Annotated in this window: 21 protein-coding genes and 1 riboswitch; of the genes, 4 read left to right on the top strand and 17 right to left on the bottom strand. The window is 43.1% G+C overall.

The features are described 5' to 3' along the window. Positions 1-1074 carry a glutamyl aminopeptidase gene (gene pepA, locus BU200_RS02040; RefSeq protein WP_075098575.1) on the top strand — a complete coding sequence of 358 codons (1074 nt, stop codon included), beginning with the start codon at positions 1-3 and terminating at the stop codon, positions 1072-1074. A 51-nt stretch (positions 1075-1125) separates the two neighbouring features. On the opposite strand, the gene BU200_RS02035 is transcribed toward pepA, so the two are convergent. The 5 genes from BU200_RS02035 to BU200_RS02015 all read right to left on the bottom strand — a co-directional run bounded on the left by BU200_RS02035 (position 1126) and on the right by BU200_RS02015 (position 6234). Continuing rightward, complete coding sequence (locus BU200_RS02035) at positions 1126-1689, bottom strand: folate family ECF transporter S component (protein WP_075098574.1); 564 nt, start codon at positions 1687-1689, stop codon at positions 1126-1128. A gap of 38 nt (positions 1690-1727) precedes the next feature. Continuing rightward, positions 1728-1817: riboswitch (THF riboswitch) on the bottom strand. 134 nt (positions 1818-1951) lie between these two features. Continuing rightward, positions 1952-2479, bottom strand: coding sequence for an ECF transporter S component (locus tag BU200_RS02030; protein WP_075098573.1), 528 nt, complete (start codon positions 2477-2479; stop codon positions 1952-1954). Then, positions 2442-3335 (bottom strand): pyridoxamine kinase, encoded by an 894-nt coding sequence (locus BU200_RS02025; protein ID WP_075098572.1) that lies wholly within the window; start codon positions 3333-3335, stop codon positions 2442-2444. The genes BU200_RS02030 and BU200_RS02025 overlap by 38 nt, the downstream gene beginning before the upstream one ends. Before the next feature lie 705 nt (positions 3336-4040). After that, positions 4041-5231 carry an acetate kinase gene (locus tag BU200_RS02020; RefSeq protein WP_075098571.1) on the bottom strand — a complete coding sequence of 397 codons (1191 nt, stop codon included), beginning with the start codon at positions 5229-5231 and terminating at the stop codon, positions 4041-4043. A gap of 49 nt (positions 5232-5280) precedes the next feature. Next, positions 5281-6234, bottom strand: a complete 954-nt coding sequence (locus BU200_RS02015) for a class I SAM-dependent methyltransferase (protein WP_075098570.1) — start codon at positions 6232-6234, stop codon at positions 5281-5283. Positions 6235-6946: 712 nt separating this feature from the next. On the opposite strand from BU200_RS02015, the gene relB reads away from it, so the two are divergent. After that, on the top strand, positions 6947-7168 hold the full coding sequence (relB, locus tag BU200_RS02010; protein ID WP_075098569.1) for a type II toxin-antitoxin system RelB family antitoxin: 222 nt from the start codon (positions 6947-6949) through the stop codon (positions 7166-7168). Further along, a complete protein-coding gene (locus BU200_RS02005) occupies positions 7169-7432 on the top strand; it encodes a type II toxin-antitoxin system RelE family toxin (RefSeq protein WP_075098568.1) in 264 nt (87 codons plus the stop codon). A gap of 369 nt (positions 7433-7801) precedes the next feature. Here BU200_RS02005 and comGG read toward each other — a convergent pair whose 3' ends face one another. From comGG to pbp1b, 11 genes are all read right to left on the bottom strand, one after another. Beyond that, positions 7802-8254, bottom strand: a complete 453-nt coding sequence (gene comGG / locus BU200_RS02000; protein ID WP_211268952.1) for a competence type IV pilus minor pilin ComGG — start codon at positions 8252-8254, stop codon at positions 7802-7804. Continuing rightward, on the bottom strand, positions 8208-8642 hold the full coding sequence (gene comGF, locus BU200_RS01995; protein ID WP_075098567.1) for a competence type IV pilus minor pilin ComGF: 435 nt from the start codon (positions 8640-8642) through the stop codon (positions 8208-8210). The genes comGG and comGF overlap by 47 nt, the downstream gene beginning before the upstream one ends. Then, positions 8629-8922 (bottom strand): competence type IV pilus minor pilin ComGE, encoded by a 294-nt coding sequence (gene comGE, locus BU200_RS01990; protein ID WP_075098566.1) that lies wholly within the window; start codon positions 8920-8922, stop codon positions 8629-8631. The genes comGF and comGE overlap by 14 nt, the downstream gene beginning before the upstream one ends. Further along, positions 8894-9322 carry a competence type IV pilus minor pilin ComGD gene (gene comGD / locus BU200_RS01985; protein WP_075098565.1) on the bottom strand — a complete coding sequence of 143 codons (429 nt, stop codon included), beginning with the start codon at positions 9320-9322 and terminating at the stop codon, positions 8894-8896. Before comGD ends, comGE begins: the two co-directional genes overlap by 29 nt. Further along, a complete protein-coding gene (comGC, locus tag BU200_RS01980; protein ID WP_075098564.1) occupies positions 9282-9596 on the bottom strand; it encodes a competence type IV pilus major pilin ComGC in 315 nt (104 codons plus the stop codon). Before comGC ends, comGD begins: the two co-directional genes overlap by 41 nt. 1 nt (position 9597) lies before the next feature. Beyond that, positions 9598-10653: a competence type IV pilus assembly protein ComGB gene (gene comGB / locus BU200_RS01975; RefSeq protein WP_083609329.1), complete on the bottom strand. Its 1056-nt coding sequence runs from the start codon at positions 10651-10653 to the stop codon at positions 9598-9600. Then, the gene (locus BU200_RS01970; protein WP_075098563.1) at positions 10547-11221 is read right to left on the bottom strand and encodes an ATPase, T2SS/T4P/T4SS family; all 675 of its coding nucleotides are present in this window, start codon (positions 11219-11221) and stop codon (positions 10547-10549) included. The genes comGB and BU200_RS01970 overlap by 107 nt, the downstream gene beginning before the upstream one ends. A gap of 346 nt (positions 11222-11567) precedes the next feature. Next, on the bottom strand, positions 11568-11924 hold the full coding sequence (locus tag BU200_RS01965) for a DUF1033 family protein (protein ID WP_075098562.1): 357 nt from the start codon (positions 11922-11924) through the stop codon (positions 11568-11570). A 392-nt stretch (positions 11925-12316) separates the two neighbouring features. Further along, the gene (gene rpoC / locus BU200_RS01960) at positions 12317-15946 is read right to left on the bottom strand and encodes a DNA-directed RNA polymerase subunit beta' (protein WP_075098561.1); all 3630 of its coding nucleotides are present in this window, start codon (positions 15944-15946) and stop codon (positions 12317-12319) included. A gap of 71 nt (positions 15947-16017) precedes the next feature. Beyond that, the gene (rpoB, locus tag BU200_RS01955; protein ID WP_075098619.1) at positions 16018-19581 is read right to left on the bottom strand and encodes a DNA-directed RNA polymerase subunit beta; all 3564 of its coding nucleotides are present in this window, start codon (positions 19579-19581) and stop codon (positions 16018-16020) included. Positions 19582-20193: 612 nt separating this feature from the next. Then, positions 20194-22575 carry a penicillin-binding protein PBP1B gene (pbp1b, locus tag BU200_RS01950; protein ID WP_075098560.1) on the bottom strand — a complete coding sequence of 794 codons (2382 nt, stop codon included), beginning with the start codon at positions 22573-22575 and terminating at the stop codon, positions 20194-20196. Between the two features lie 122 nt (positions 22576-22697). On the opposite strand from pbp1b, the gene tyrS reads away from it, so the two are divergent. After that, positions 22698-23957 carry a tyrosine--tRNA ligase gene (gene tyrS, locus BU200_RS01945; protein WP_075098559.1) on the top strand — a complete coding sequence of 420 codons (1260 nt, stop codon included), beginning with the start codon at positions 22698-22700 and terminating at the stop codon, positions 23955-23957. Positions 23958-24214: 257 nt separating this feature from the next. Here the strand turns inward: tyrS and BU200_RS11645 are convergent, their stop codons facing one another. Then, the gene (locus BU200_RS11645) at positions 24215-24340 is read right to left on the bottom strand and encodes a hypothetical protein (RefSeq protein ID WP_280523035.1); all 126 of its coding nucleotides are present in this window, start codon (positions 24338-24340) and stop codon (positions 24215-24217) included. Between the last annotated feature and the right edge of the window lie 192 nt (positions 24341-24532).

Below are 24532 nucleotides of genomic sequence, written 5' to 3'. Positions count from 1 at the left end.
ATGCCACATTCTAATTTATTCGAAAAAATCAAGGAAGTTACTGAACTACAAGGCATTGCAGGTTTCGAACACGAAATCCGCAACCATATTCGCCATAAAATCACCCCACACGTCGATCGTATTGAGACCGATGGTCTCGGTGGTATTTTTGGTGTGAAAGACACTAGCCAAGCAGATGCACCACGTATCATGGTCGCTGCCCACATGGATGAAGTCGGATTTATGATTAGCCAGATTAAGGCAGACGGAACCTTCCGAGTAGTTGAAATCGGGGGCTGGAATCCATTAGTCGTATCCAGTCAGGCGTTCACACTCCACTTACAAGACGGTCGTCAAATTCCTGCTATTTCAGGATCGATGCCACCTCATCTTTCTCGGGCTAGCAATGGTAGTGCGGGACTTCCTGCTATCAGCGATGTGATTTTTGACGCAGGCTTTCACTCAAAAGAAGAAGCCGAAGCATTCGGTGTTCGTCCCGGTGATCTTCTGGTTCCTAAAAACGAAACCATCTTAACAGCGAATGGCAAAAATATCATTTCAAAGGCTTGGGATAATCGCTTCGGGGTCCTCATGGTAACTGAGTTGCTTGAAAACCTATCAAATACAGAACTACCAAACCAATTGATTGCAGGTGCCAATGTCCAAGAAGAAGTCGGTCTGCGCGGTGCGCATGCTTCTACCACCAAGTTTAATCCTGACATTTTCCTTGCGGTAGATTGCTCTCCAGCAGGCGACATCTTTGGAGAGCAAGGTACTATCGGAGATGGTACCCTCTTACGTTTCTACGATCCAGGTCATATCCTGTTAAAAAATATGAAAGATTTCTTACTGACAACCGCAGAAGAAGCAGGGATCAAATTCCAATACTATTGTGCAAAAGGTGGAACCGACGCAGGTGCTGCCCACATGAAAAACCACGGTATTCCGTCGACCACAATCGGGGTTTGCGCACGCTATATCCACTCACACCAAACCCTCTACAATATGGATGATTTCTTGCAAGCACAGGCATTCCTACAAGCAATTGTCAAAAAACTTGACCGTTCAACTCTTGACTTAATCAAACATTACTAATTTTCATACGACACACAAAAAGCAACAATGGGATGAATTGTTGCTTTTTTCTTATTTTTTAATGCCCATTAGCTTGCGAACTTCTGGGATTCTATGAAGCTGTGGCAACAGAAGCATTGTCACAACCACTCTAAATGGAATTTCTAAAATTTTAAAAATACGTCCCTGAACAAAAAATTGGACCGAGATAGGAATCTGTTGGTAAATACTGTTGAGAAGCGGGGTCACAAGGAAGGTACCTATCCCCATAATCACTGTTGTAGCCAAAAATACATAGAGCCAGTCTTTTTTACTATGAATATCTAATTTTTTCCCGTAGTAAAAATAACCATACAAAAAGCCCTGTACTGCCTCTAACAAGGTAAACCAAATAATAAACTGATACCCGGAATTTAAAGCAGTCACTACATCATTGACCACAAACACAATCACTGAAATCCAAGGTCCTGCCAACATTCCTATGAGAGTATTAGCAATAAAAGATAAACTGACTTTTAGCGTATTGGGAATAATCCAAAATGAATAGTAGTGTCCCAAGATATAACGAATAGCGATTAGCATCGCTAAAGCAACTAATAACTGAACCCCTAATTTGGGAAATTTTTTCGAAAACATACTATGCTCCTTTTATCAATTGGAGCTGTCGGTTCATCGACAGCGGATGCAATGGTTTACCGCGCTTTCGCTTCGTTGTATGGCAACATCCCATCCATACACACTTAACGCAAACCACCTACTCTGTGCAAAGTAACTTTGCCTTTCCATTCTACCATATCTATCTGATTTTGACTAGAGTATTTCCCAGCAAAACAGCCACTACTTGATGACGTTTCATTTTTATTTTCAAAAAGTATAAAACATCCTACTCTCTGAAGTCCTATCGCGCAACAATCCTCTTTAAAATCGGATAAAGAATAGGAACAGCAATGATGGTTACTAAGGCAGTTCCAAACGTTCCACCTATCTTAACCACTGCAGCCGCAACTGCCGCCTCGATACTTACTCCACCAACCAGACTATTGATAATCGTGTATTTTACCAGATTGCTGATTATTTTAATGAGCGCAGCGACAACCCCTACAATCACCACATTCCGCATCTGCTTATCTGCACGCAGGAGCTTTTCAAACACTAGATGAAGTACGAGGCAGACAATGAGAGATTCTAAAATCGTAATCCAAGCAACTGCGGCATAACCGTTTAAAATATCAAATAGCCCAAGACCAATTGCCGCGACCAAGACTCCCAGTTTCGAGCCATAAAGCAAAACAGCTACCGCTACTAAAGCATTGCCGATATGAACAAATTGGGCTCCCACGGGAATCCGCAAAAACTGCACACTGATCATAATCAAGGCAGCGTATAAACTAAGTTCCACTAACTGACGTGTTGTCTGACGCACCATTTTCTTTCCTCCTTAGATCACTCATCTGGCTAGCTAGATCCACCAGATACAGCTCATAGCAAAGCCCCATTTTCAAATCACGCTGTAACATCAGGGTATGCTGCAAGGTTTTATCTATAAAATCAAGCGCAAGGCTTGCTACTGCATCCAGAGGTAAGCCATGAAAATAACCAGCTCCCAAGACAGCTGTCAGCAAGTCTCCTGTCCCGAAGAAATGGTAGGGATACGATTTTGCCATGTGATAGGAAATACTTCCTTTTTTTCGATCAAAATGAACCAGACCGATCTTACCTTTCTCAAATGCTACACCCGTTACGATAATATGTTTATTTTCCAACCTGCTTAGCCCTGCTAAAAGTTGCTCCACATCTTTCTTGCTATAATGCTCACCCAGATAGGCACAATCTGCTAACAAACAGGCTTCTGTGATATTGGGAGTAATAACATCTGCTCCCTTGCAAAAACCGCGCATAGCTGTCACAAAATCCTCTTGATAGCCTGCATACAAGCGCCCCTTATCTCCCATAATCGGATCGACAAACCGCGAAATCTGTTTCTGATCAGCAAATTCTGTCAGCCAATCAAGCTGTTCTTGCGAACCAAAATAACCTGTGATTAGCCCGTCTGTCTGAAAATCCATTCCCTGCCACTGATCCAAGAATCCTCTCATAGCTGCCTTCAGCTGTGTCCTACTAATATTGTCAAAACCTCCCGTGTGCGAAGACAACAAAACCGTCGGCAGGGGAATAACCTCAAGCTGACAGGCAGTCAAAACTGGAAGAGCTGTTGACAACGCAACCTTTCCCAAGCCAACAATATCATTGGCTACAATCACCGATTTTGTTTGATACTCCATCCTTACCCTCCATTTCCTGACAATATCGAATAATCCTATTGTAAAAAAAGACAGCCTCTTAGACAATAGGAAGAAAGTGAATTTGTCTGGGGACAGATTGGATTCTTTATAGTCATTTAGTTTATCTTTTATTACTTCGTTAACTCGTCTTGTATAATTGAACTTGAGCTACAACTCACTGACAAAAAGATAAATACTCCTAGAAGCCAAAGCTTCTTCGTTGTATTTCCTATTTTGTCTAGGAGTTGCTTAACGCTCTCGTATCTTGAGTTGTACTATTGAGAAAAGTTACACTTTTCTTATCTATCACTTGTCTAGTTATCAACTAGACAACTACCTGCGACTTTTAACGAAAACTTCGTTTTCTTTATTTCCTACCTCAAACAGGCTCTCCCCAGACTGTGTTGACGAAAACTTCGTTTTCTTTATTTCCTACCTCAAACAGTCTCTCCCCAGACTGTTTGAGCTAGTACTAAAAATAAACTAAACGGCTATAAATACACTCCAAAGGGGATTTGTAGCGTAATTTGAATATCATTGGTACAAAATAGTTACTGGAAAGAATCAAAAATGGATTCCCGAATACTAGGAATCCATTTGTCTTAGAAGTCTATTCATAAATCATGCTGTATCCAAAGCTGGTTTTCCATTTATGTAATGGAGTAGAAACAAACGAGCAATGAATAAGCTACGAAGTGGCTCGTCTTATTTTTTCAGACGTTCAACATCACGCGCAATGACGAGTTCTTCATCTGTTGGAACGACCAAAACTTTAACCTTAGATTCTGGAGTTGAAATATCCCCTTCGGCTCCAAAGACATTCTTTTCTGGGTCTAATTCCATACCAAACCAAGATAAGCCTTTTACAACTGCTTCACGGACTGCAACAGAGTTCTCACCGATACCTGCTGTGAAAATAAGAGCATCTGCCCCATTGAGAACCGCAAAGTACTGTCCAATAAACTTTTGAAGTCGGTTAACCAACATATCAAAGGCAAGGGTACATTTGGCTTCCCCAGCTTCACGACCCGCTTCTACCTCACGCATATCACTGGATACTTCCGCAATACCCAAAATACCAGACTGCTTGTTGAGAACATTCACAACATCAGCGGCATCTTTCAAGTCTGAAACATTTTCAATGAGGTAAGGAATAATCGCTGGATCAATATCTCCAGACCGAGTTCCCATCATTGGACCAGCTAGCGGAGTGAAGCCCATTGAGGTGTCGATAGATTTACCACCGTCAACAGCGGTGATTGAAATACCATTTCCGATATGGGCGGTAATCAATTTCAAGTCCTCTACTGGCTTATTCAACATCTTTGCCGCTTCACGTGAAACATAGTAATGAGAGGTACCATGCGCTCCATACTTACGCACTTGATAATCTTCATAATACTTCGTTGCAATTGGATAACGATAAGCCACTTCTGGCATCGTTGTGTGGAATGCTGTGTCAAAAACGGCAACACTGGTAATGTCTGGCAAGATATTCTTAAAGGCACGGATACCGGCAGCATTTGCTGGATTGTGAAGAGGTGCTAGAGCTGACAATTCCTCAATTTTAGCAAGCACTTCATCATCGATTAAAACTGAATCTTTAAAGAGTTCACCACCTGCTACCACCCGGTGACCAACACCTGTAATTTCTGAAAAATCTCCAATGATCTGATGCGCCAACAAATCATCTAATAAAATTTTAACAGCCTGTACATGGTCAGCAATATCAAGTGTCTGACTAGCAGATTGACCATCAAATTTAACGGTTGAAACCGAATCTTTTAGACCAATACGTTCGATCAAACCTTTCGCCAACACTTTTTCTTCTGGCATTTGGTATAGTTGCCATTTCAAACTAGAACTACCTGCGTTAATCGCAATTGTTTTTGACATAAGATTCCCCTTTTTAAGCGTTTTCCTAACTAGTATATCAAATTTTCACCTAAATTGCATTATCTTGTTTCCATTTTTTGAAATTTACAGTAAACTGCTGTAATTCTTGGGGATTCTGTAAATCTGTCAGCGGATATACAAAGGTCTCTACCGGCAGATCTGTTTGTTTCTGTAATACAAAAATCGTCTTGACCATCGACTGTGTTCCAAATAAAGTGGCTGGCAGGGTCATCACCGCAACAACGCTGGCCTTGTCCTTTAGCCATGCTTTCAAGAGCGGACTTTGAGGGCTGGTCAGCAAATCATGCGGTGCGAGTAAAATCGCATATCCACCCTGTTGCAAATATTTCAAAGACTGTTCCATCAACAAGTGATGGGCATAGGTATGCTCTTTGGAACTGCCCACTTGATAACGCTGGGCTATACGATCATCAGGATAATAACCAATCGGCAGATCACCAATGATGACTTGGCTCTCTTTTAAAATCTGCGGCCGAACAGCATCTCCCTTGACGAAATGGGTATCGCTTCCCATCACATCTGCAATACTTGCAGACAAGTCAATCAGCAAATCATCCACTTCTATGCCTAGATAGTCAATGTCTTTCTGACTATGATGTAAAATTGTTTGCGCTAGATTGCCTGTTCCAGAACCAATTTCTAGGACAGTTACTTGTTTTCCAGTCACCAATTGATCCAACAGAAAGGTCAAGATAAACCCGATACTCTCTGGGGTAAATTGGTGATTGTACTGCATCGGTTCTGTCTGATTCGCCTTGATAAAGAGAAATTGGTAGGCTCTGCGCCATTCCTCAGCTGTCAACTGCAATTGCTTCAAAACATCAATATTAGCTGCAACGACAGCATTCTCATGATTACTCGCCAAATAAGCAGCATTCTGCTCAATCAAAGCATCATAAAAGTTTGTTCCCAAAAGATTTTGGATGGTCTGAACATTTTCTAATAGCAGGTCATAAGCCTGCTCAATCTTTTCAAAATTCATACTTTGTTACTTTCTAAATCGTCTAATCCCTTGATGGACAAAGGTTTTCAGACTTTTACTTTCTTGTTCTTTTACAATTTATTCACCTTTTTGTGGACTAAAGGGAGTTGATAGCTTTTTCAAAATAAGTCACCGCCTCTCTCTTTATCCTTGGATAGGTGCGAATAGGTATCCCTACATCTTCACGGAATACCGCTTTTTGATTTCTCTTATAGTCATATTTTCAAGAACCCACACGCAACGATCGCAAACCTTAACAAAACGTAACCTTTTTACGTCAGATTGAAATTTGGTTGAGCTATAAAACTTGAAATTTAAGATATGAGCTATTGAGAAAAGTCGTGAAACTATTATATCATAAGAGGTGTAGGAATGGATATAAAGGAACTATATACTTTGAAACAGCACTCAAAAAGAACAGAAGCTATACGACTTCCTGCCGTCTGCTTTGGTAGAGGTTAAGCAGGGACATTCAAAACAAATTGAGGAGCAACAAAAAGCTAGTTAAACCTTATTAACAAGCTAAACAATCCGATATACCAAGCGTTACTAATTGCACGCTACTATGATTGCAAGGGGTGGAAAGAGCTAGGCTTTTATCAGGGCAAAACAGGCAAACAGCTGCCAGTTAGATAGCGTAATTTATTGAATTATCTTCTGAAATGTGTTACAATGTAACACAAAGGAATTAAAAACAAGAGGTAAAAGTATCATGAGTACAGTTACAGTACGGCTAAACCAAGAAGAAGAAATCTTTTTCAAGAGTTATGCACAACTAACAGGACAAAGTCTTTCCAGTCTATTTAAAAGAGCTTTGGAAACTACAATCCAAGATGAATATGATTTGAAAATTTATCAGCAAGCCTATAAAGAATATCAAGCCGACCCTGAAACAATCTCACATGCTGATTTTAAGAAAGAACTAGGGTTATAGATGTATCATGTTCATTACTCCAAAAAGGCACAAAAGCAGATTAAGAAGTTAGATAAAGGGATACAACGCTTATTATTTTCATGGATTGATAAGCATTTAGAGGGAATAGAAAATCCCAGACAGCAGGGCAAGGGGTTGACAGGGGATCGAGCCAATGAATGGAGATACCGTATCGGCGATTATCGTCTTATCTGCGATATCCAAAATGACAAACTGATGATACTAGCCCTTGAAGTCGGACACAGAAAAGAGATTTATAAATAAAGCCTAGCACTTTTGCGTAGGCAGTAGGAAGCCGTAAAAGGCAGCCGCTTCCACTTACTAAGTCTTATCAGCAACCCAAAAATGTAGCTGTAAACTACGCTAGTCTTGCCTGCTGAACTCGTCAAAATTTGTGGACTTTTGTTCCTGTATTGAGCTTATCACCCCTTGAGGTGATAGGCTTTTTTTATTCAAAAATTTGTTCCCCTTTTTGTGGACTTTCTACGAAAATCTATGATGATGTATGAAGCTACGATTTTTTAAAAAGTCAGTAATATCAAAGGGTTACGGCTATTTATGGCGATATATAGCGATATATGACTGCTATCTTTTTATTCTCTCAAAATTCATATTCCTATCATATCAATAAGGCTACTTTTGGCTAGATAAAGGGAAGGTGTAGAAAAAATCATGACCCGCTGTCGTCGTGACTGTCACAAGGAGCCGATTGTTCTCCGACTGATAGTGGGCTTGTCCTTTAGAAAATCGAAGACTTCCTTGCAGCTTCCTATCCCCTGTCTCCTTTTGAGGCTCTGTACCCTTCATTCCTAAGCCTCGCTCCAGCTCTGAAGAGCTCGGAGGAATGGCTGTCGTTTGACGCCTTGCTTTGATTTCCTCTCGTACAAAATCAGCCGTCCATTCCGCCATCACATAGGCCTCGGTACTTTCATCATTAGCCGAGGCAAGCCGTGCTTCTGATAGCTGAGCATGTAAATAGAATTGCAAGACCAGACTAAAAATCGTAACCATGAGTACAGCATACAGCATCACCCCTGCCCTACATTTTTTCTTCAAAACGATAAACAAAACTTCTCTCCCAACCATTTTCAAAGGTGATATCAATCTGGACAAAGGCTTTTTCTTGGTGGATTTTAGCAGATCTAACCTGATACAACATCGGCTGATAGCCCCGTCCCTTATCATCTGTTTTACGAAAATCATCTGCTTTTGATTTGCCAAAAGACAGTTTGCGCCCAGACTTATCAACATACAGGCGGTCATGCTCGACCTTGATGAAACGGACATCATCCAGTTCATAACGCAATTGTTCTGCAAACACAAGCCACTTCTTTTCGATACTTGCTTCTTGATAAATCACCTCTTGGTGAATCAACTTTGCTAGACCATCAAAAACCAATAAACTACCCGATAAAACCAGCAAGGCTAATAGGCACTCCAGCAGGGAAAAAGCGGATACCTTACTCTTTTTCAATAGATAGCACCTCCTCCCCCTTATGCCAGACGCGAAGATGATGAGGGTCTCGTTCAACTGTGATGCGCAATCCATTCAAGGAAAGATGGTCCTGTTTTGTCTGGATCGCCATCTTCGCTAGCAAAAGCACCTCTTGCTTTTGCCACTGCTCCTCCTGCCACTTTCTACTATGAATCACTCCTGCTAATAGCAGGCTCGTAACCATGGAAAAAATAGCTAAAGCGACCAAACTTTCGAGCAGAATGTATGCCTTATTTTTCTGTTTTTTTATAATTCCCACTCCCTAAATACAATTGATAGATTACTTTCTTTTGTCTTGCTAAAAATTCAATCTTTAACAAGGATGAATTGCCCCCCTTATAGTCGAATACAAGGTCTCGTTCCTGTTGGAGTTGCAGGGTAGAGGGGAGCTTCAAGCGATCATACCCATTTGAAATCGTAGTCCCTGTCAGATGAAGCACCACTGGTCGACGAGAAGAAATAGCTAGTTGTTGACTCGTCTTGTACATCCTTTCAAATTCTAGAAAAAATAGCCGTTCCTCTACTCCTGTAAATACCGTACGAACAGAACTTGATAGTAGAATCGTGACAAAACTAACAATAAACAGCGTCAGTAAACTTTCTAATAGGGTATAGGCTCTAAGGGGTGACCGTACGAGACTTATCTGTGTGTTTCTCATAATATTCATTATAGGCTTTCGCCTGTGCCTCCGTGATTGCTCCTGTCTCCACCAACTTCGACAGACTTGCTGCCCCTCCAGTTTCCAATTCATATAATTCAGCCTGCCCTTCTACAACCCTTACAACAGCTGCATTTCCTGCCTGCCTAACGCTTTCTTTCTGCTTGCTTAAATTTGGGATAAACAAGAGCAATAGGACACTGATGACGAACAGGACAAGAAGCATTTCTATTAGAGTGAAAGCTCGGACACTTATCTTTTTTAATTTTTCCATTTTATACCTCCATATATTGATAGATTGGCAATAACATTGCTGCATACATAAAGACAATAATCAGAGCGACAAAGATAAATACAAGTGGTTGAATCAGCTGCATAGAAGTCTTCAGCTGCGTAAAAAATTCCTCCCAACACTCATCCGCATATAGTCGTAATTCGTGCCCCAACTTATCTTTTACTTGACCGTATTCAATCATGAGACTCAATTCTTTCTTGAAAAAGGGATAACCCTTAATATGCTCCTCAAAGGCTATTCCCCTTTCCAGAGCGAGACCCAACTCTGTCCCAATCCTGCGAAATAAAGCAGATTGTTGCTCTTGCATCAAACAAATAATATTAGACATTTCCAGACCTTGACCGATAAGATTGCCCCATTCTCGCGCATAATAAGCCGTCAGATACAACTGAAGCAGTCTCCCTAAAAATGGAAGTCGTACCAGTAGCCCAACTGCCCTTATTTTCTCTGATTTCCGATACCAATCCCTCACTAACACCAGCAAAATAAGGCTAGTAGCAATCGCTCCCAGAAGGGCAATTAGAAGATAGTCCAGCAGCTTGCTTGCCCCACCTCCCTCTTCTAATTGGGGCAAGAGATAGACATTTAATCCCAGCATAATCGCCAGCAAAAAGACTAGCAATATCACTGGATAGCTAGCGACCTCCACTAGCTTTTTACGAACTTTCACGAGGTTTCCCAAATAATCTTGAATGTTTTTCAAGCTCAACTCCAGATTGCCATGCACTTCTGCCAAGGCGACCTGAGTCACAACTCTATCTGAAAATTGCAAGTCTGATAGAAGCAGCGCAAAGGATTTTCCAGCCAACAAGCCCTTGGATAAAATATCCGTATAGCTATCTGCTAGTAATTGACTTCTTTTGAGGAAGTCAACGATTTCTACCAAGTGAAAACCACTGGTCAGCAGGTTGGTAAATAATTCGATCATTTTACGCTGACGAACTAAGGATAATTTTTTCGGTCTGCGCCTGACCAGCAGTGATATGTCCTGCTTCAAAAAGTTGATCAATCTGCTGATTCCAGCCTGTTGCTGCATAGGTTTGGTAGGCTTTCGTCGCCACATCTACAATTCCTCCTCCTCCGATTAAACGTTGATAAATAATTCCCTGTAAGGCATGGTGCAGTTCATCAGAACTCACTCCTAGCTCTAACATGCGAGCATAGACACCTGCGATACTTTTTCCATGAACGGTTGAAAAAATCGTTACTCCTGTCAGACTGGCACGAATCACCGCACGCGCCGTCTCTTTATCTCGAATCTCTCCAATAATCAGTAAATCTGGTCGATGTCGAAGCACCAGACTTTCTTTTCCACGATAGTCACCCACCGTTGATAGCCTAAGCGCTATCTTTCCTACTTCATAGTCATAATCACATGCCCCTTGCTGGCTACGCCGTTTCTCACCTACATTCATCCCAGCCACAAATTTAAAATGTGCAATGACCGCAGCGTAAGTAGCCTCATCAAACTCGCCAACCAAGTGCCTAGTATCCGCTACCCGTTCATAGACGTGATAGGACGTTTCTCTCGGTAACAAATAAAGATCACTCACCCGCTTTGCCACTGCTTTCTGGATCAGTTCCTGCGCTATTTTTTGAACCATATTTCCCCCTCACTTCCTTTATTCGTAAATAGTTTTATTTTTTTAAAATTTTTAAATTTTTTCTGAATAATACTCGTCAAAGCTCAAAATCTGACATCGTTAACTCGCCTTGCTGAGTAAAAAGCTCCAGTGGAGCTTTTTAGCCGGTTCCCTTAAAACAAGATAGAACGAGTGAAACTCGTGTCAAACAGTCTAGGAATTGACTGGGGAAGGTCGGAAATAAAACGAGTGAAACTCGTGTCAAGTGTGACCCCCTTTGGGACATAACTGTTTCAGCTTTAGCCAGTTCCAGATGTTGATTTTTATAGAGTATAAATAAAAAAATCGGCAAAATATACCGATCTTTCTATGAAATCTTATTTTTCATTTTGCAAAAACGTGGTCTTCGTCCCTTAGCTTTGCGTTGCAAGCCTGCGGGCAAATTTTCCTTGGCTTCTATGAGGATTAGGGAATGGTAGTGCTGCAAATACTCATCACATTCGTCGCACCAATAGCGATCCTCTGGAGTCCAGAAAGCCACCATCAAACCACCCCGACTTTTCTTCATTGGAAATTGTTCCGACAAGTACACCCATTGGCGTTTGTAATCTTGCAAAGCCTCTTCATAACTATCATACTCTTTATTGCTGGTGATATGTTCTTCCCAGCCATCTAAGAACCACCATGGTTCAAAATCACCATACATTCTAATGACTTGATACATCTCTGATACTCCTCTATGTCCAATATTATAGCGGATTTTCAAAAAGGAGAAAAAGATTTGGCTTGTGAAATTTGTTCATAAAAAGGGGGCTGACAAAGCCACCCTCTTTTCATTATTATTCTGTTATAGTTATTTAGTTTACTTCTAATACTAGGCAACGAGTCGCAGGTAGTTGTCTAGTTGATAACTAGACAAGCGATAGATAAGAAAAGTGTAACTTTTCTCAATAGTACAGCTCAAGATACGAGAGCGTTAAGCAACTCCTAGACAAAATAGGAAATACAACGAAGAAGCTTTGGCTTCTAGGAGTATTTATCTTTTTGTCAGTGAGTTGTAGCTCAAGTTCAATTATACAAGACGAGTTAACGAAGTAATAAAAGATAAACTAAAGACTATACCATTTCTTCTGCTAATTCTTCAGCAATAGTATCTTCAATGATTTCAACTTCATTGACAGCCTGTGGCTCAATGTTACGGTAACGTGCCATACCAGTACCTGCTGGGACAATCTTACCGATGATAACATTTTCTTTCAAGCCGAGAAGGTTGTCACGTTTTCCACGGATTGCCGCATCTGTAAGGACACGGGTCGTTTCTTGGAAGGAAGCCGCTGACAAGAAACTGTTGGTTTCAAGAGAGGCCTTGGTAATTCCCATAAGGACTGGACGAGCAGTTGCCGGGATACCACCTGCAATCACCACATCTGCATTGGCGTCAGTAAAGTCTGTAATATCCATGAGAGTACCCATGAGTAGGTCTGTATCCCCTGGATCCATGACACGGACTTTCCGGAGCATCTGGCGAACCATTACCTCAATGTGCTTGTCTCCGATTTCCACCCCTTGGCTGCGGTATACTTTTTGTACTTCAGAAAGGAGGTAGGTTTCAACAGACAAGACATCACGGACTTCAAGCAAGCGTTTCGGTTGGATTGAACCCTCTGTAAGAGCTGCTCCACGTGCCACTTGATCTCCGACTTGGACCCTCATACGTGCGGTAAATGGTACCACGTATTCACCCTCGCCAGTCTTACCTTTCACGTAGACTTTCTTCGTGCGAGTTGCAGCATCTTCATCAATCGCCGTCACCTCACCCTTGATTTCTGTAATGACCGCTTCCCCTTTTGGATTGCGGGCTTCAAAGATTTCTTGGACACGAGGCAAACCTTGCGTGATGTCAGAGTTAGAGGCCACACCACCCGTGTGGAAGGTACGCATGGTCAACTGGGTACCAGGCTCACCGATAGATTGAGCGGCAATTGTACCAACTGCTTCCCCTACTTCAACCGCATCACCTGTTGCCAAGTTGATACCATAACAGTGACGACATACACCATGACGGGTGTTACATGTAAAGACAGAACGAATCGTTACTTGTTCGACACCTGCATTGACAATGTCACGGGCAATATCTTCGGTAATCAATTCATTTGGACCAATGATAACTGCACCTGTTACAGGATGTTTCACCGTTTTCTTAGTATAACGACCTTGCAAACGTTCTTCAAGCGGCTCAATCATTTCCTTGCCATCAGTAATCGAACGGATATCCAAACCACGATCCGTTCCACAATCGTCCTCACGAATGATGACATCTTGGGCAACGTCAACAAGACGGCGTGTCAAGTAACCAGAGTCGGCTGTCTTCAATGCCGTATCGGTCATCCCTTTACGAGCGCCGTGAGTAGAGAAGAACATTTCGAGAACGGACAATCCTTCACGGAAGTTGGACAAGATTGGCAACTCCATGATACGTCCATTCGGAGCGGACATCAACCCACGCATTCCGGCAAGCTGGGAGAAGTTAGAGATGTTACCACGGGCTCCGGAGTCCATCATCATAACGATCGGGTTCTTCGGATCTTGTGACTCTGTCAACCGTTTTTCTAATTTCTCTTTAGCTGAACGCCACTCATCCGTAACGGCTGCATAACGCTCATCATCTGTAATCATACCACGACGGAATTGTTTCTTGATCTGTTCAACACGTTCGTGAGATTCTTCGATAATTTCTGCCTTATTATCAATCACTGGAATATCTGCGATACCCACCGTCAAACCTGCGAGAGTCGAATGGTAGTAACCAAGGTCTTTCAAGCGGTCAAGGAGGGCAGATGTTTCCGTTGTGCGGAAACGTTTGAAGATTTCAGCGATGATATTTCCAAGATTTTTCTTCTTGAATGGAGGATTGATTGGAAGCTCTGCAATCGCAGCCTTAATATCAGATCCCGGCTCCAAGAAATACTTGTCTGGCGTGCCGTCTGTCAAGTTGGCATTGGTCGGCTCTTGGAGATATGGCAAGCCCGCTGGCATAATCGCATTAAACAAAATCTTACCAACAGTGGTCATCATAATCTTGTGTTGTTGGGATGGCGTCCAAGGCTTGTCAAGGCTATCTGTTGCAATTCCGACACGGGTATGTAAGTGCACATAACCATTGCGGTAAGCCATAACGGCTTCATCCATATCCTTGAAGATCATTCCTTCGCCTTCACGACCAATATCTTCCATGGTCAGGTAGTAGTTCCCCAAGACCATATCCTGAGACGGTGTTACAACTGGTTTTCCGTCTTTCGGATTCAAGATGTGCTCTGCCGCAAGCATAAGGATACGTGCCTCTGCCTGTGCTTCTTCTGATAAAGGTACGTGAATCGCCATTTGGTCCCCGTCGAAATCCGCATTATAGGCCTCACAAACAAGCGGGTGCAAGCGAAGCGCCTTACCATCAATCAAGACTGGCTCAAAGGCCTGGATTCCGAGACGGTGAAGGGTCGGTGCGCGGTTCAGAAGCACTGGGTGTTCTTTAATCACTTCTTCAAGGATGTCCCAAATCCGGTCATCCCCACGTTCGATCAAGCGTTTAGCCGCTTTTACGTTCCCTGCAATATCGCGGGCAACAATTTCACGCATCACAAATGGTTTGAAGAGTTCAATCGCCATTTCACGTGGCACACCACATTGGTACATTTTAAGGGTTGGACCAACAGCGATAACCGAACGTCCCGAGAAGTCCACACGTTTTCCGAGCAAGTTCTGACGGAAGCGACCTTGTTTTCCTTTCAGCATGTGGCTGAGAGACTTGAGCGGACGGCTACCTGGTCCTGTAATCGGACGACCACGGCGACCATTATCAATCAAGGCGTCAACTGCTTCTTGGAGCATCCGTTTTTCATTTTGTACGATGATACCTGGTGCATTCAACTCTAGCAAGCGCGCCAAACGATTGTTCCGGTTAATAACACGGCGGTACAATTCATTCAAGTCAGATGCCGCAAAACGTCCACCATCCAATTGCACCATTGGACGGAGATCCGGTGGAATAACTGGCAAGATATTTAAAATCATCCATTCAGGTTTGTTGCCAGATTTGTAGAAGGCATCTAACACATCCAAACGTCGAACTGCCTTGATCCGTTTTTGACCAGAAGCTGTCTTCAATTCTTCTTTCAAGGCTGCAATTTCCGTTGGTAAATCCACTTGTTTGAGCAGGTCTTGAATCGCCTCTGCCCCCATTTTCGCAACGAATGAACCGTAGCCATATTCACGTAATTTTTCACGATATTCACGCTCGGTCATGATCGATTTGTGCTCAAGCGGTGTATCCTTTGGATCAATCACCACATAAGCCGCAAAGTAGATGACCTCTTCAAGGGCACGTGGGCTCATATCGAGGGTCAAGCCCATACGGCTTGGAATCCCTTTGAAATACCAAATGTGAGAAATCGGCGCTTTCAACTCGATATGCCCCATCCGCTCACGGCGGACTTTAGCGCGGGTGACTTCTACACCACAGCGGTCACAAACGATTCCTTTATAACGGATGCGTTTGTATTTTCCGCATGAACATTCCCAGTCTTTTGTCGGACCAAAGATGACCTCATCAAAGAGCCCGTCACGCTCTGGCTTGAGCGTACGATAGTTGATTGTTTCAGGTTTTTTAACTTCCCCATAAGACCATGAACGGACTTTGTTGGGAGAAGCTAAAGTGATTTGCATACTTTTAAATCGATTTACGTCAACCACTAATAATCCCTTTCTTCATTTCTAACAAGAGAATCAGCCAGAAACAGGAAGGCTCCTGTTTCCACTCATCCTTATTCTTCTGATTCGGCTGCAAATGCTGCCGCTGCATCAGCTGCGGCCTTTGCACGCGCTTTTTCTAAATCATCTACGTGGATGATGTCATCATCTTCGCCCTCATCAAGGTCACGAAGTTCTACTTCTTGATCATCTTCATCAAGGACACGCATGTCAAGACCAAGTGATTGCAATTCTTTAACCAAGACGCGGAATGATTCTGGTACACCCGGTTTTGGAATTGGTTTTCCTTTGGTAATTGCTTCATAGGCTTTCAAACGACCATTGACATCATCTGACTTGTAGGTCAAGATTTCTTGAAGAACGTTTGAAGCACCGTAGGCTTCCAGTGCCCAGACCTCCATTTCACCAAAACGCTGTCCACCAAACTGCGCCTTACCTCCAAGCGGTTGCTGGGTAACGAGTGAGTAAGGTCCGACAGAACGCGCGTGAAGTTTGTCATCAACCATGTGGTGGAGTTTAATCATGTACATGACCCCAACAGATACACGGTTATCAAACGGTTCACCCGTACGACCATCATAGAGAATCGTCTTAGCATCACTATCCATACCAGCCTCTTTAACGGTTGACCAGAGATCTTCTGAACTTGCTCCATCAAAGACTGGTGTTGCAATATGGATACCCAAGTTACGGGCAGCCATTCCAAGGTGAAGCTCCATAACCTGTCCGATATTCATCCGAGATGGTACCCCAAGTGGGTTCAACATGATATCAACTGGTGTACCATCTGGAAGGTAAGGCATGTCTTCTACCGGTACAATACGAGAGACAACCCCTTTGTTTCCATGGCGTCCCGCCATCTTATCTCCAACCTTAATCTTACGTTTTTGAGCAATGTAGACACGAACCAGCATATTGACACCAGATTGCAACTCATCACCATTTGCACGGGTAAAGATTTTCACATCACGAACGACACCATCAGCACCGTGAGGCACTCGAAGTGAGGTATCCCGAACTTCGCGAGATTTATCACCAAAGATCGCATGGAGGAGGCGCTCTTCTGCTGATAAGTCTTTCTCACCCTTTGGAGTCACTTTACCAACCAGAATGTCACCCTCTTTTACTTCCGCACCAATACGGATGATCCCCATTTCATCTAGGTCTTTCAGAGCATCTTCACCAACGTTTGGAATTTCGCGCGTAATTTCTTCAGGGCCTAACTTAGTATCGCGCGTTTCTGACTCATATTCTTCCAAGTGAACAGAAGTGTAGACATCATCTTTCACCAAGCGTTCACTCATGATAACCGCATCCTCGAAGTTGTACCCTTCCCATGTCATGTAGGCAACAATCGGGTTCTGACCAAGCGCCATTTCTCCATTTTCCATAGAAGGACCGTCCGCGATAAAGTCACCTTTTTCAACGATATCACCCAACTTAACAAGGGTACGCTGGTTGTATGCCGTACCAGAGTTTGAGCGACGGAATTTTTGGATATGGTAGACATCTAGTGAACCGTCCTCACGACGCACTTCTACCTTATCTGCATCTGCGTATGTGACCTTTCCGTCATGCTGGGCAATAACTGCCGCCCCTGAATCGTGTGCTGCTTGATATTCCATACCAGTTCCCACATAAGGAGCTTTTGGATCAATCAATGGAACAGCCTGACGCTGCATGTTGGCACCCATGAGGGCACGGTTGGAGTCGTCGTTTTCAAGGAAAGGAATACATGCTGTCGCAACGGCAACTACCTGCTTAGGTGATACGTCCATAAAATCAGCAGATTCTGCTGGAAATTCTTGGTTATTCCCTTGGTGGCGTCCCATGACAATCTTGTCTACAAAACGGTTGTTTTCATCAAGCGGAGAAGTAGACTGTGCCACGATATAGGCATCTTCTTCATCAGCAGTTAGCCAGACGATTTCATTGGTTACGATCCCTGTCGCACGATCAACCTTACGGTAAGGTGTCTGGATGAACCCATACTTGTTCAAATGTCCATAAGAAGACAAGTTGTTGATCAAACCGATATTTGGTCCCTCAGGCGTTTCAATCGGACACATCCGTCCATAGTGAGTGTAATGCACGTCACGCACTTCGTATCCCGCACGGTCACGCGTCAAACCACCAGGTCCTAAGGCAGATAGACGGCGCTTGTGGGACAATTCTGACAAGGGATTGTGCTGATCCATGAACTGAGATAACTGGGAAGAACCAAAAAATTCTTTAATCGCTGCGGTTACAGGACGGATATTGATAATTTGTTGTGGTGTCAACACTTCGTTGTCCTGCACGCTCATGCGCTCACGGAGATTGCGCTCCATCCGCGTCAAACCAATGCGGACTTGGTTCGCAAGCAACTCACCCACCGCACGAATCCGACGATTTCCAAGGTGGTCAATATCATCAACTCTACCAAGACCTTCTGCAAGGTTGAGGAAGTAGCTCATTTCCGCCAAGATATCTGCTGGTGTAATCGTCCGAATATTTTCTGCCGGATTAGCATTCCCAATAACGGTTACGACACGGTCTGGGTCTGTCGGTGCCACAATCTTGAACTTCTGAAGCAAGACTGGCTCTACCACAACCGCTGCGTCATTGGGGCTGTATTCCACCAAGTTCAACTCATCGAATTGATCTTCGAGTGACTCAAGGATCGCACGGTTCAAGACTGTTCCTGCTTCAAGGACAATCTCACCTGTTTCACCATTGATCACATGCTCTGCTAGGGTTTGATTGAGCAAGCGTGTACGAAGGTTCAATTTTTTGTTAATCTTATAACGACCAACAGGCGCCAAATCATAGCGGCGTGGATCAAAGAAACGAGCCGTCAATAAGCTACGTGAGCTTTCTGCCGTCTTAGGCTCTCCCGGACGCAGGCGCTCATAGATTTCCTTGAGGGCTTCATCCGTACGTGAATCCGCCGGATTTTTATGAATATCTTTTTCAATGGTATTGCGTACCAATTCACTATCACCAAAGATGTCAAAGATTTCATCATCACCTGAAAATCCAAGGGCACGAACAAGGGTTGTAAAAGGAATTTTACGGGTGCGGTCAATCCGTGTATAAGCAATATCTTTTGAATCCGTCTCAAGCTCTAACCATGCACCACGGTTTGGGATAATGGTTGAACCATAGCCGATCTTACCATTCTTGTCAACCTTATCATTGAAGTAAACTCCCGGCGAACGCACGAGCTGGCTAACGATAATCCGCTCACCACCATTGATGATAAAGGTTCCCATTTCAGTCATGATTGGAAACTCACCAAAGAACACTTCCTGTGTCTTAATTTCGCCTGTTTCCTTGTTAATCAAGCGGAAAGTCACAAAGATTGGTGCTGAATAACTCGCATCATGAATACGCGCTTCTTCTAGGGTATACTTTGGTTCTTTCAATTCATAACCAACGAACTCCAACTCCATTGTATCTGTAAAGTTGGATACTGGAAGTACATCTTCAAAAACTTCTTTGAGACCGTGATCCAAGAATTCTTTGAATGAGTCAGTTTGAATTTCAATCAAATTTGGTAAATCAAGAACTTCTTTGATTCTTGAAAAACTACGACGGGTACGGTGCTTGCCGTACTGAACTTCATGTCCTGCCAAGTTTTTAGCTCCTTCTTTTTTCTCTAGGTCTAATTGTTCAGACCACACTGTCGTTTTGTCTGAATTTTTAGAATCTTTAAGAATAAATGACATTTCCTAAAAAACACTAAAAATAAGCACAAAAAGAGCAGTTAAATCTTCCTTAACCAAGTATGATTTAACTGCTGTAAGCCTTGTCTGGACAATATTTCAAACAAGACGCACGACAAATACTATGCCCTTATTATACCCTATTTCTCACGATTTTTCAAGACTTTCAACTTTCTTTCACGACACCTATTCAGCTTTTTTCACGACAAACGACAAACAGCACAAGGACCAACATTTTTCAAAATACTTCCGCAATAGCTGACTGTCTTCTCCAAAAACAAATTCCCTGCACAGATTGTAAAAGTTGCATGGACTAATGACAAATGTAGATTAAAACCTTTTTATAACCACTGACACTAGCCCTTTTGCATTTCCAGTATCATTTCAATAGATGCCTCTTTGTCGTGCTGGCTTCCTTGCCTACTGTTCCATTTTGTTTTTTCCTTGAGTATAGGCTAAGCAATCATTCTATAAAGAAAATGGGAGCTAGCGAGTGGCTAGCTCCCATCATTCACAAATAGATTAGCGACTGGATTCGCTACTTGAAGACGGTTTTGTATCGGAAGATGATGAACTGTTACTGGACGAGGATTTCGGTTCTAGTTTAGGCGGCTCTGGAGGAAGCAAGGTGCTCCATGCTCTTGCATAATCACCATCCGTCCCACCAATCATAAACCGATAGTCGGTAACAGGCGCTCCATTCTTCGCCCAATAGCTTGTCGTCATTGGACCTCCTAGGGTAATGGATACACCGTTTACCTGAACGCTACCAGGTCTTGCACCAGTGGCAGCTAGGACACTTGAAGCAATCACGCTATCATCCAACTGGAAGCGTTTCTCGAATAACTCGGGACTCACCTCATAGATGGCACTCGTCAAATAAGCCACATAGGCTGCATTATTGTTATAGCCTGTTAGAAATTCCATGCCAGTATTGTCATCATGACCTGCCCAAGTTCCCAAGGTGATTTGAGGAGTTGCCAACATGAGCCACACATCTGCCGTATCATTACTGGTTCCCGTTTTCCCAACCAAGTCACTGGCAGCTGCCTGAGGATTGATCGCTGCTAAGCGTCCTGAGAAGGTTGAAGTCTCTCCAGATGCCAAGGCCTCTCTCAATAACATCATCATGATACTAGAGGTCGCCTTAGAATAGACCTGCACAGGTTTTGCCTCATGCTGATAGATCACCGTTCCATCATGGGCAGTAATTTTCTCTACGATATAATTTTCATTGTAGACACCACCATTGGCAAGGGTCTGGTAAGCATTTGTATTGCTAACAACCGTCGTTTCAGCTCCACCCCCCAATGGGAGACTTTCAATGTCGTACAAGTCAATAGGGTACTTCATCTTATCCATATAGGATTTGACATCTACCCCTGCATTTCGCAACATTTTGTAGGTCCAGAAGGCAGGGATATTCGCTGATGCATTCAAGGCGCTTTGTAAGGTCATCATCCCTGTACCTCGGCTGGCTCCATGCATGATCGGTGTTCCATCAGAGAAGGTAGTCGGATAGTTGGACAGAACGCTGGCAGATCCTAGTAGCCCCTGGTCAATAGCGACTCCATAAGCTAGAAATGGCTTAATGGTTGATCCTGGAGAACGTTTGGTATTAAGGGCGTGATTGTTCTGATTCGAGCTATAATCTCGACCACCCACAAATCCTAAAATAGCTCCAGTTCGATTGTCGAGGAGGACACTTCCTGTCTCGACTAGCCCCCCACCACTATCTAGCACCTCGCCATAATTGGCTACAACGGACTGCATAGCGCTATAAATATTTTTATTGACAGTGGTCGTAATGGTATAGCCACCTTGGCTGATATTCTGCTTTGCCAATGCCTGATAGGCTTTCACCGTCTCATCATTTTTCAAATCCTGTCCAGATACTTGATCTCTCTTAACCAAGTGCCGATACATGATATCTTCTGCCTCAGACAAGACCGCATAATACAGGTAATCCTTGGTATCTTCTAAAATCGGAGCTGGCGCAATAAAATCTTTCTTAATATCGTAGGCGAGGTAGACCTCGTAGTCCTCTTTCTTAATATACCCCGAACGATACATGTTGTACAACACGTCTTTTGAACGCTCAATCCCATAGGACATAGCCTCTTCCGATTTAAAACCACCGCTCGCTGTATAAGGCGAATAGACAATCGGACTTTGAGGCAAACCAGCAATGAAGGCTGCTTGTGGTACGGTTAAATCTTTGGCTGATCTTCCAAAGATTCCACGCGCTGCTTCCTCAATTCCAGCAATGTTGCGTCCTTGATGATTGCGCCCAAAAGGAGAAACATTTAGATAGGCCGTTAAAATCTCTTCCTTGCTCATCGCACGCTCAAGAGCAAGAGCGGAGATGATTTCATTAGCCTTTCGGCTAAAGGTAGGGGCATCCCCTACGATCTGCTGCTTGATCAACTGCTGGGTCAAGGTCGAACCCCCGCTCGAGGAGCCGATACCCGCCGAACCAAGCGCCGCACGTAAAACCGCCTTGGGAACGACACCATTATGGCTTTCAAAGGTCGCATCTTCTGTCGCAATGACCGCCTGCTTGACATTATCAGAAATCGCATCACTGCCTACGGGTGCCCGCAGCAAATCCGAACTAATCTCCGAAACCAGACTGCCATCTGAATACACCACTTTAGAAATCCGACTGACTTCGGTCACTTGTTTGACCAATTCGGTGGAGTTCGGTACAGTTACACTATCAAAAAGACTAGCAACATAGCCCAGTCCGATACCTGCCCCTAAGACCCCCAACAAAAACATGACAATAACACCAAAGTCTACTAATAGTTTCAAGGTTCTCAAAGCAATCCCAGCTATATCACTGATTGTCAAAGAAACGATTTTGCTCGTCTCTTTCTTTTTCTTAGGTAATTTAGTCGTCATAGATAACTCCTTATCCTCCCTATTTTATCATATTTTTTATATTTTGACGAAAATTTCCTACACGGTTTGCCTTAAAATATGATACAATGGAAATCAATGAAAAACTAAAAAGGAGAAGAGACATGCACATTTTTGATGAGCTAAAAGAGCGTGGTTTGGTCTTTCAAACCACAGATGAAGATGCTTTGCGAAAAGCCTTAGAAGAAGGTCAAGTCTCTTATTATTCAGGCTACGATCCAACTGCTGATAGCCTGCACTTAGGACATTTGGTGCCCATCCTCGTCTGCCGTCACTTGCAGCTAGCTGGCCATAAGCCGTACCCGCTTGTGGGAGGCGCAACTGGCTTGATCGGCGATCCGTCTTTCAAAGATGCAGAACGTAGCCTACAAACAAAAGATACCGTTGACAGCTGGGTCAAAAGCATCCAAACCCAACTGGAGCGTTTCCTCGATTTTGAAAATGGTGACAACAAGGCTGTCATGACCAATAACTACGATTGGTTTGCTAGTATCAGCTTTATTGATTTCTTGCGTGATGTCGGAAAATACTTCACAGTCAACTACATGATGAGCAAGGAGTCTGTTAAAAAGCGGATTGACACAGGGATTTCCTACACAGAATTTGCCTACCAAATCATGCAGGGATTTGACTTCTACGAACTCAACCGCCTGCACAACGTCACCCTTCAAATTGGAGGAAGTGATCAGTGGGGAAATATGACTGCTGGAACAGAATTGCTCCGCCGCAAGGCCGACAAGACGGGACATGTCATTACTGTCCCCCTCATTACCGACGCGACTGGTAAAAAATTCGGAAAGTCGGAAGGCAATGCCGTTTGGCTCAACGCTGATAAGACATCTCCTTATGAAATGTACCAATTCTGGATGAATATTATGGATGCAGATGCCATCCGCTTCTTAAAGATTTTCACCTTCCTGCCACTTGAAGAAATCGAAGAGATTCGCCAGCAATTTGAAGCAGCACCGCACGAGCGCCTAGCACAAAAAATCCTCGCTCGGGAAGTCGTGACCCTGGTCCACGGTGAAACAGCCTACCAAGAAGCGCTCAATATCACCGAACAGCTCTTTGCAGGGAATATCAAAAATCTTTCCGTCAAAGAACTAAAACAAGGACTTCGTGGCGTGCCAAATTACACAGTGACCGCAGATGACAACCTCAATATTGTTGAACTTCTTGTCACCGCAGGTGTGGTCAACTCAAAACGCCAAGCCCGTGAAGATGTCCAAAACGGCGCTATCTATATCAATGGCGACCGCATACAAGACCTAGACTATATACTAACAGACGCAGATAAACTCGAAAATGAATTGACCGTTATCCGCCGCGGAAAGAAAAAGTATTTTGTGGTGACATTTAACTAATTTTAAAACCACTTTAGATGTCAGCAACCTAATAGCGAAATAGTCATCATCCTACACCTAGAAACTTAAAAGCGAACAAGTAACCTTTCTGAACAACAGAAAACAGGCCTTGTTCGCTTTTGCATTTCTAAGCTCACATCTTCGATAGTCTATTTCCAGACTATTTAATACTAATCTACTCGTTGTAGCTCGAACCTAAGATGTAAAGGATAATAAAAATCAAATTCATTGGACGTAACTAATTTTTGTTCCGCCCTCTACTTTTTCCCTTCTTTCTCTTTTGAATGCTTATTTTTTGCTTTTACAACTAATTGGGCTACTACAATACAAGAAATAATCGGTAAAACTTTTAAAAATATATCAAAACAATATTCTAACATCATTGTTCTCTAATACTTACAAATTTCGAATTAAAATAGGTACCGATCATTTCATCATGAATTTTAATGGGCACCTCTAAAAACTTCAAGTAGTTGTTAAGTAAGCCCTATTTGTAAGCATTAATTCCAGTAAGCTTCGCTTTCGAAGCTTACTTTTTGCTTATTTTCCTATTTTTGGGCGCACTAAGCCCATGA

Source organism: Streptococcus acidominimus, assembly GCF_001921825.1.
GTDB lineage: Bacteria > Bacillota > Bacilli > Lactobacillales > Streptococcaceae > Streptococcus > Streptococcus acidominimus.
The sequence above is the reverse complement of the archived record's forward strand: the minus strand, read 5'-3'. Positions and strand labels throughout refer to the sequence as shown.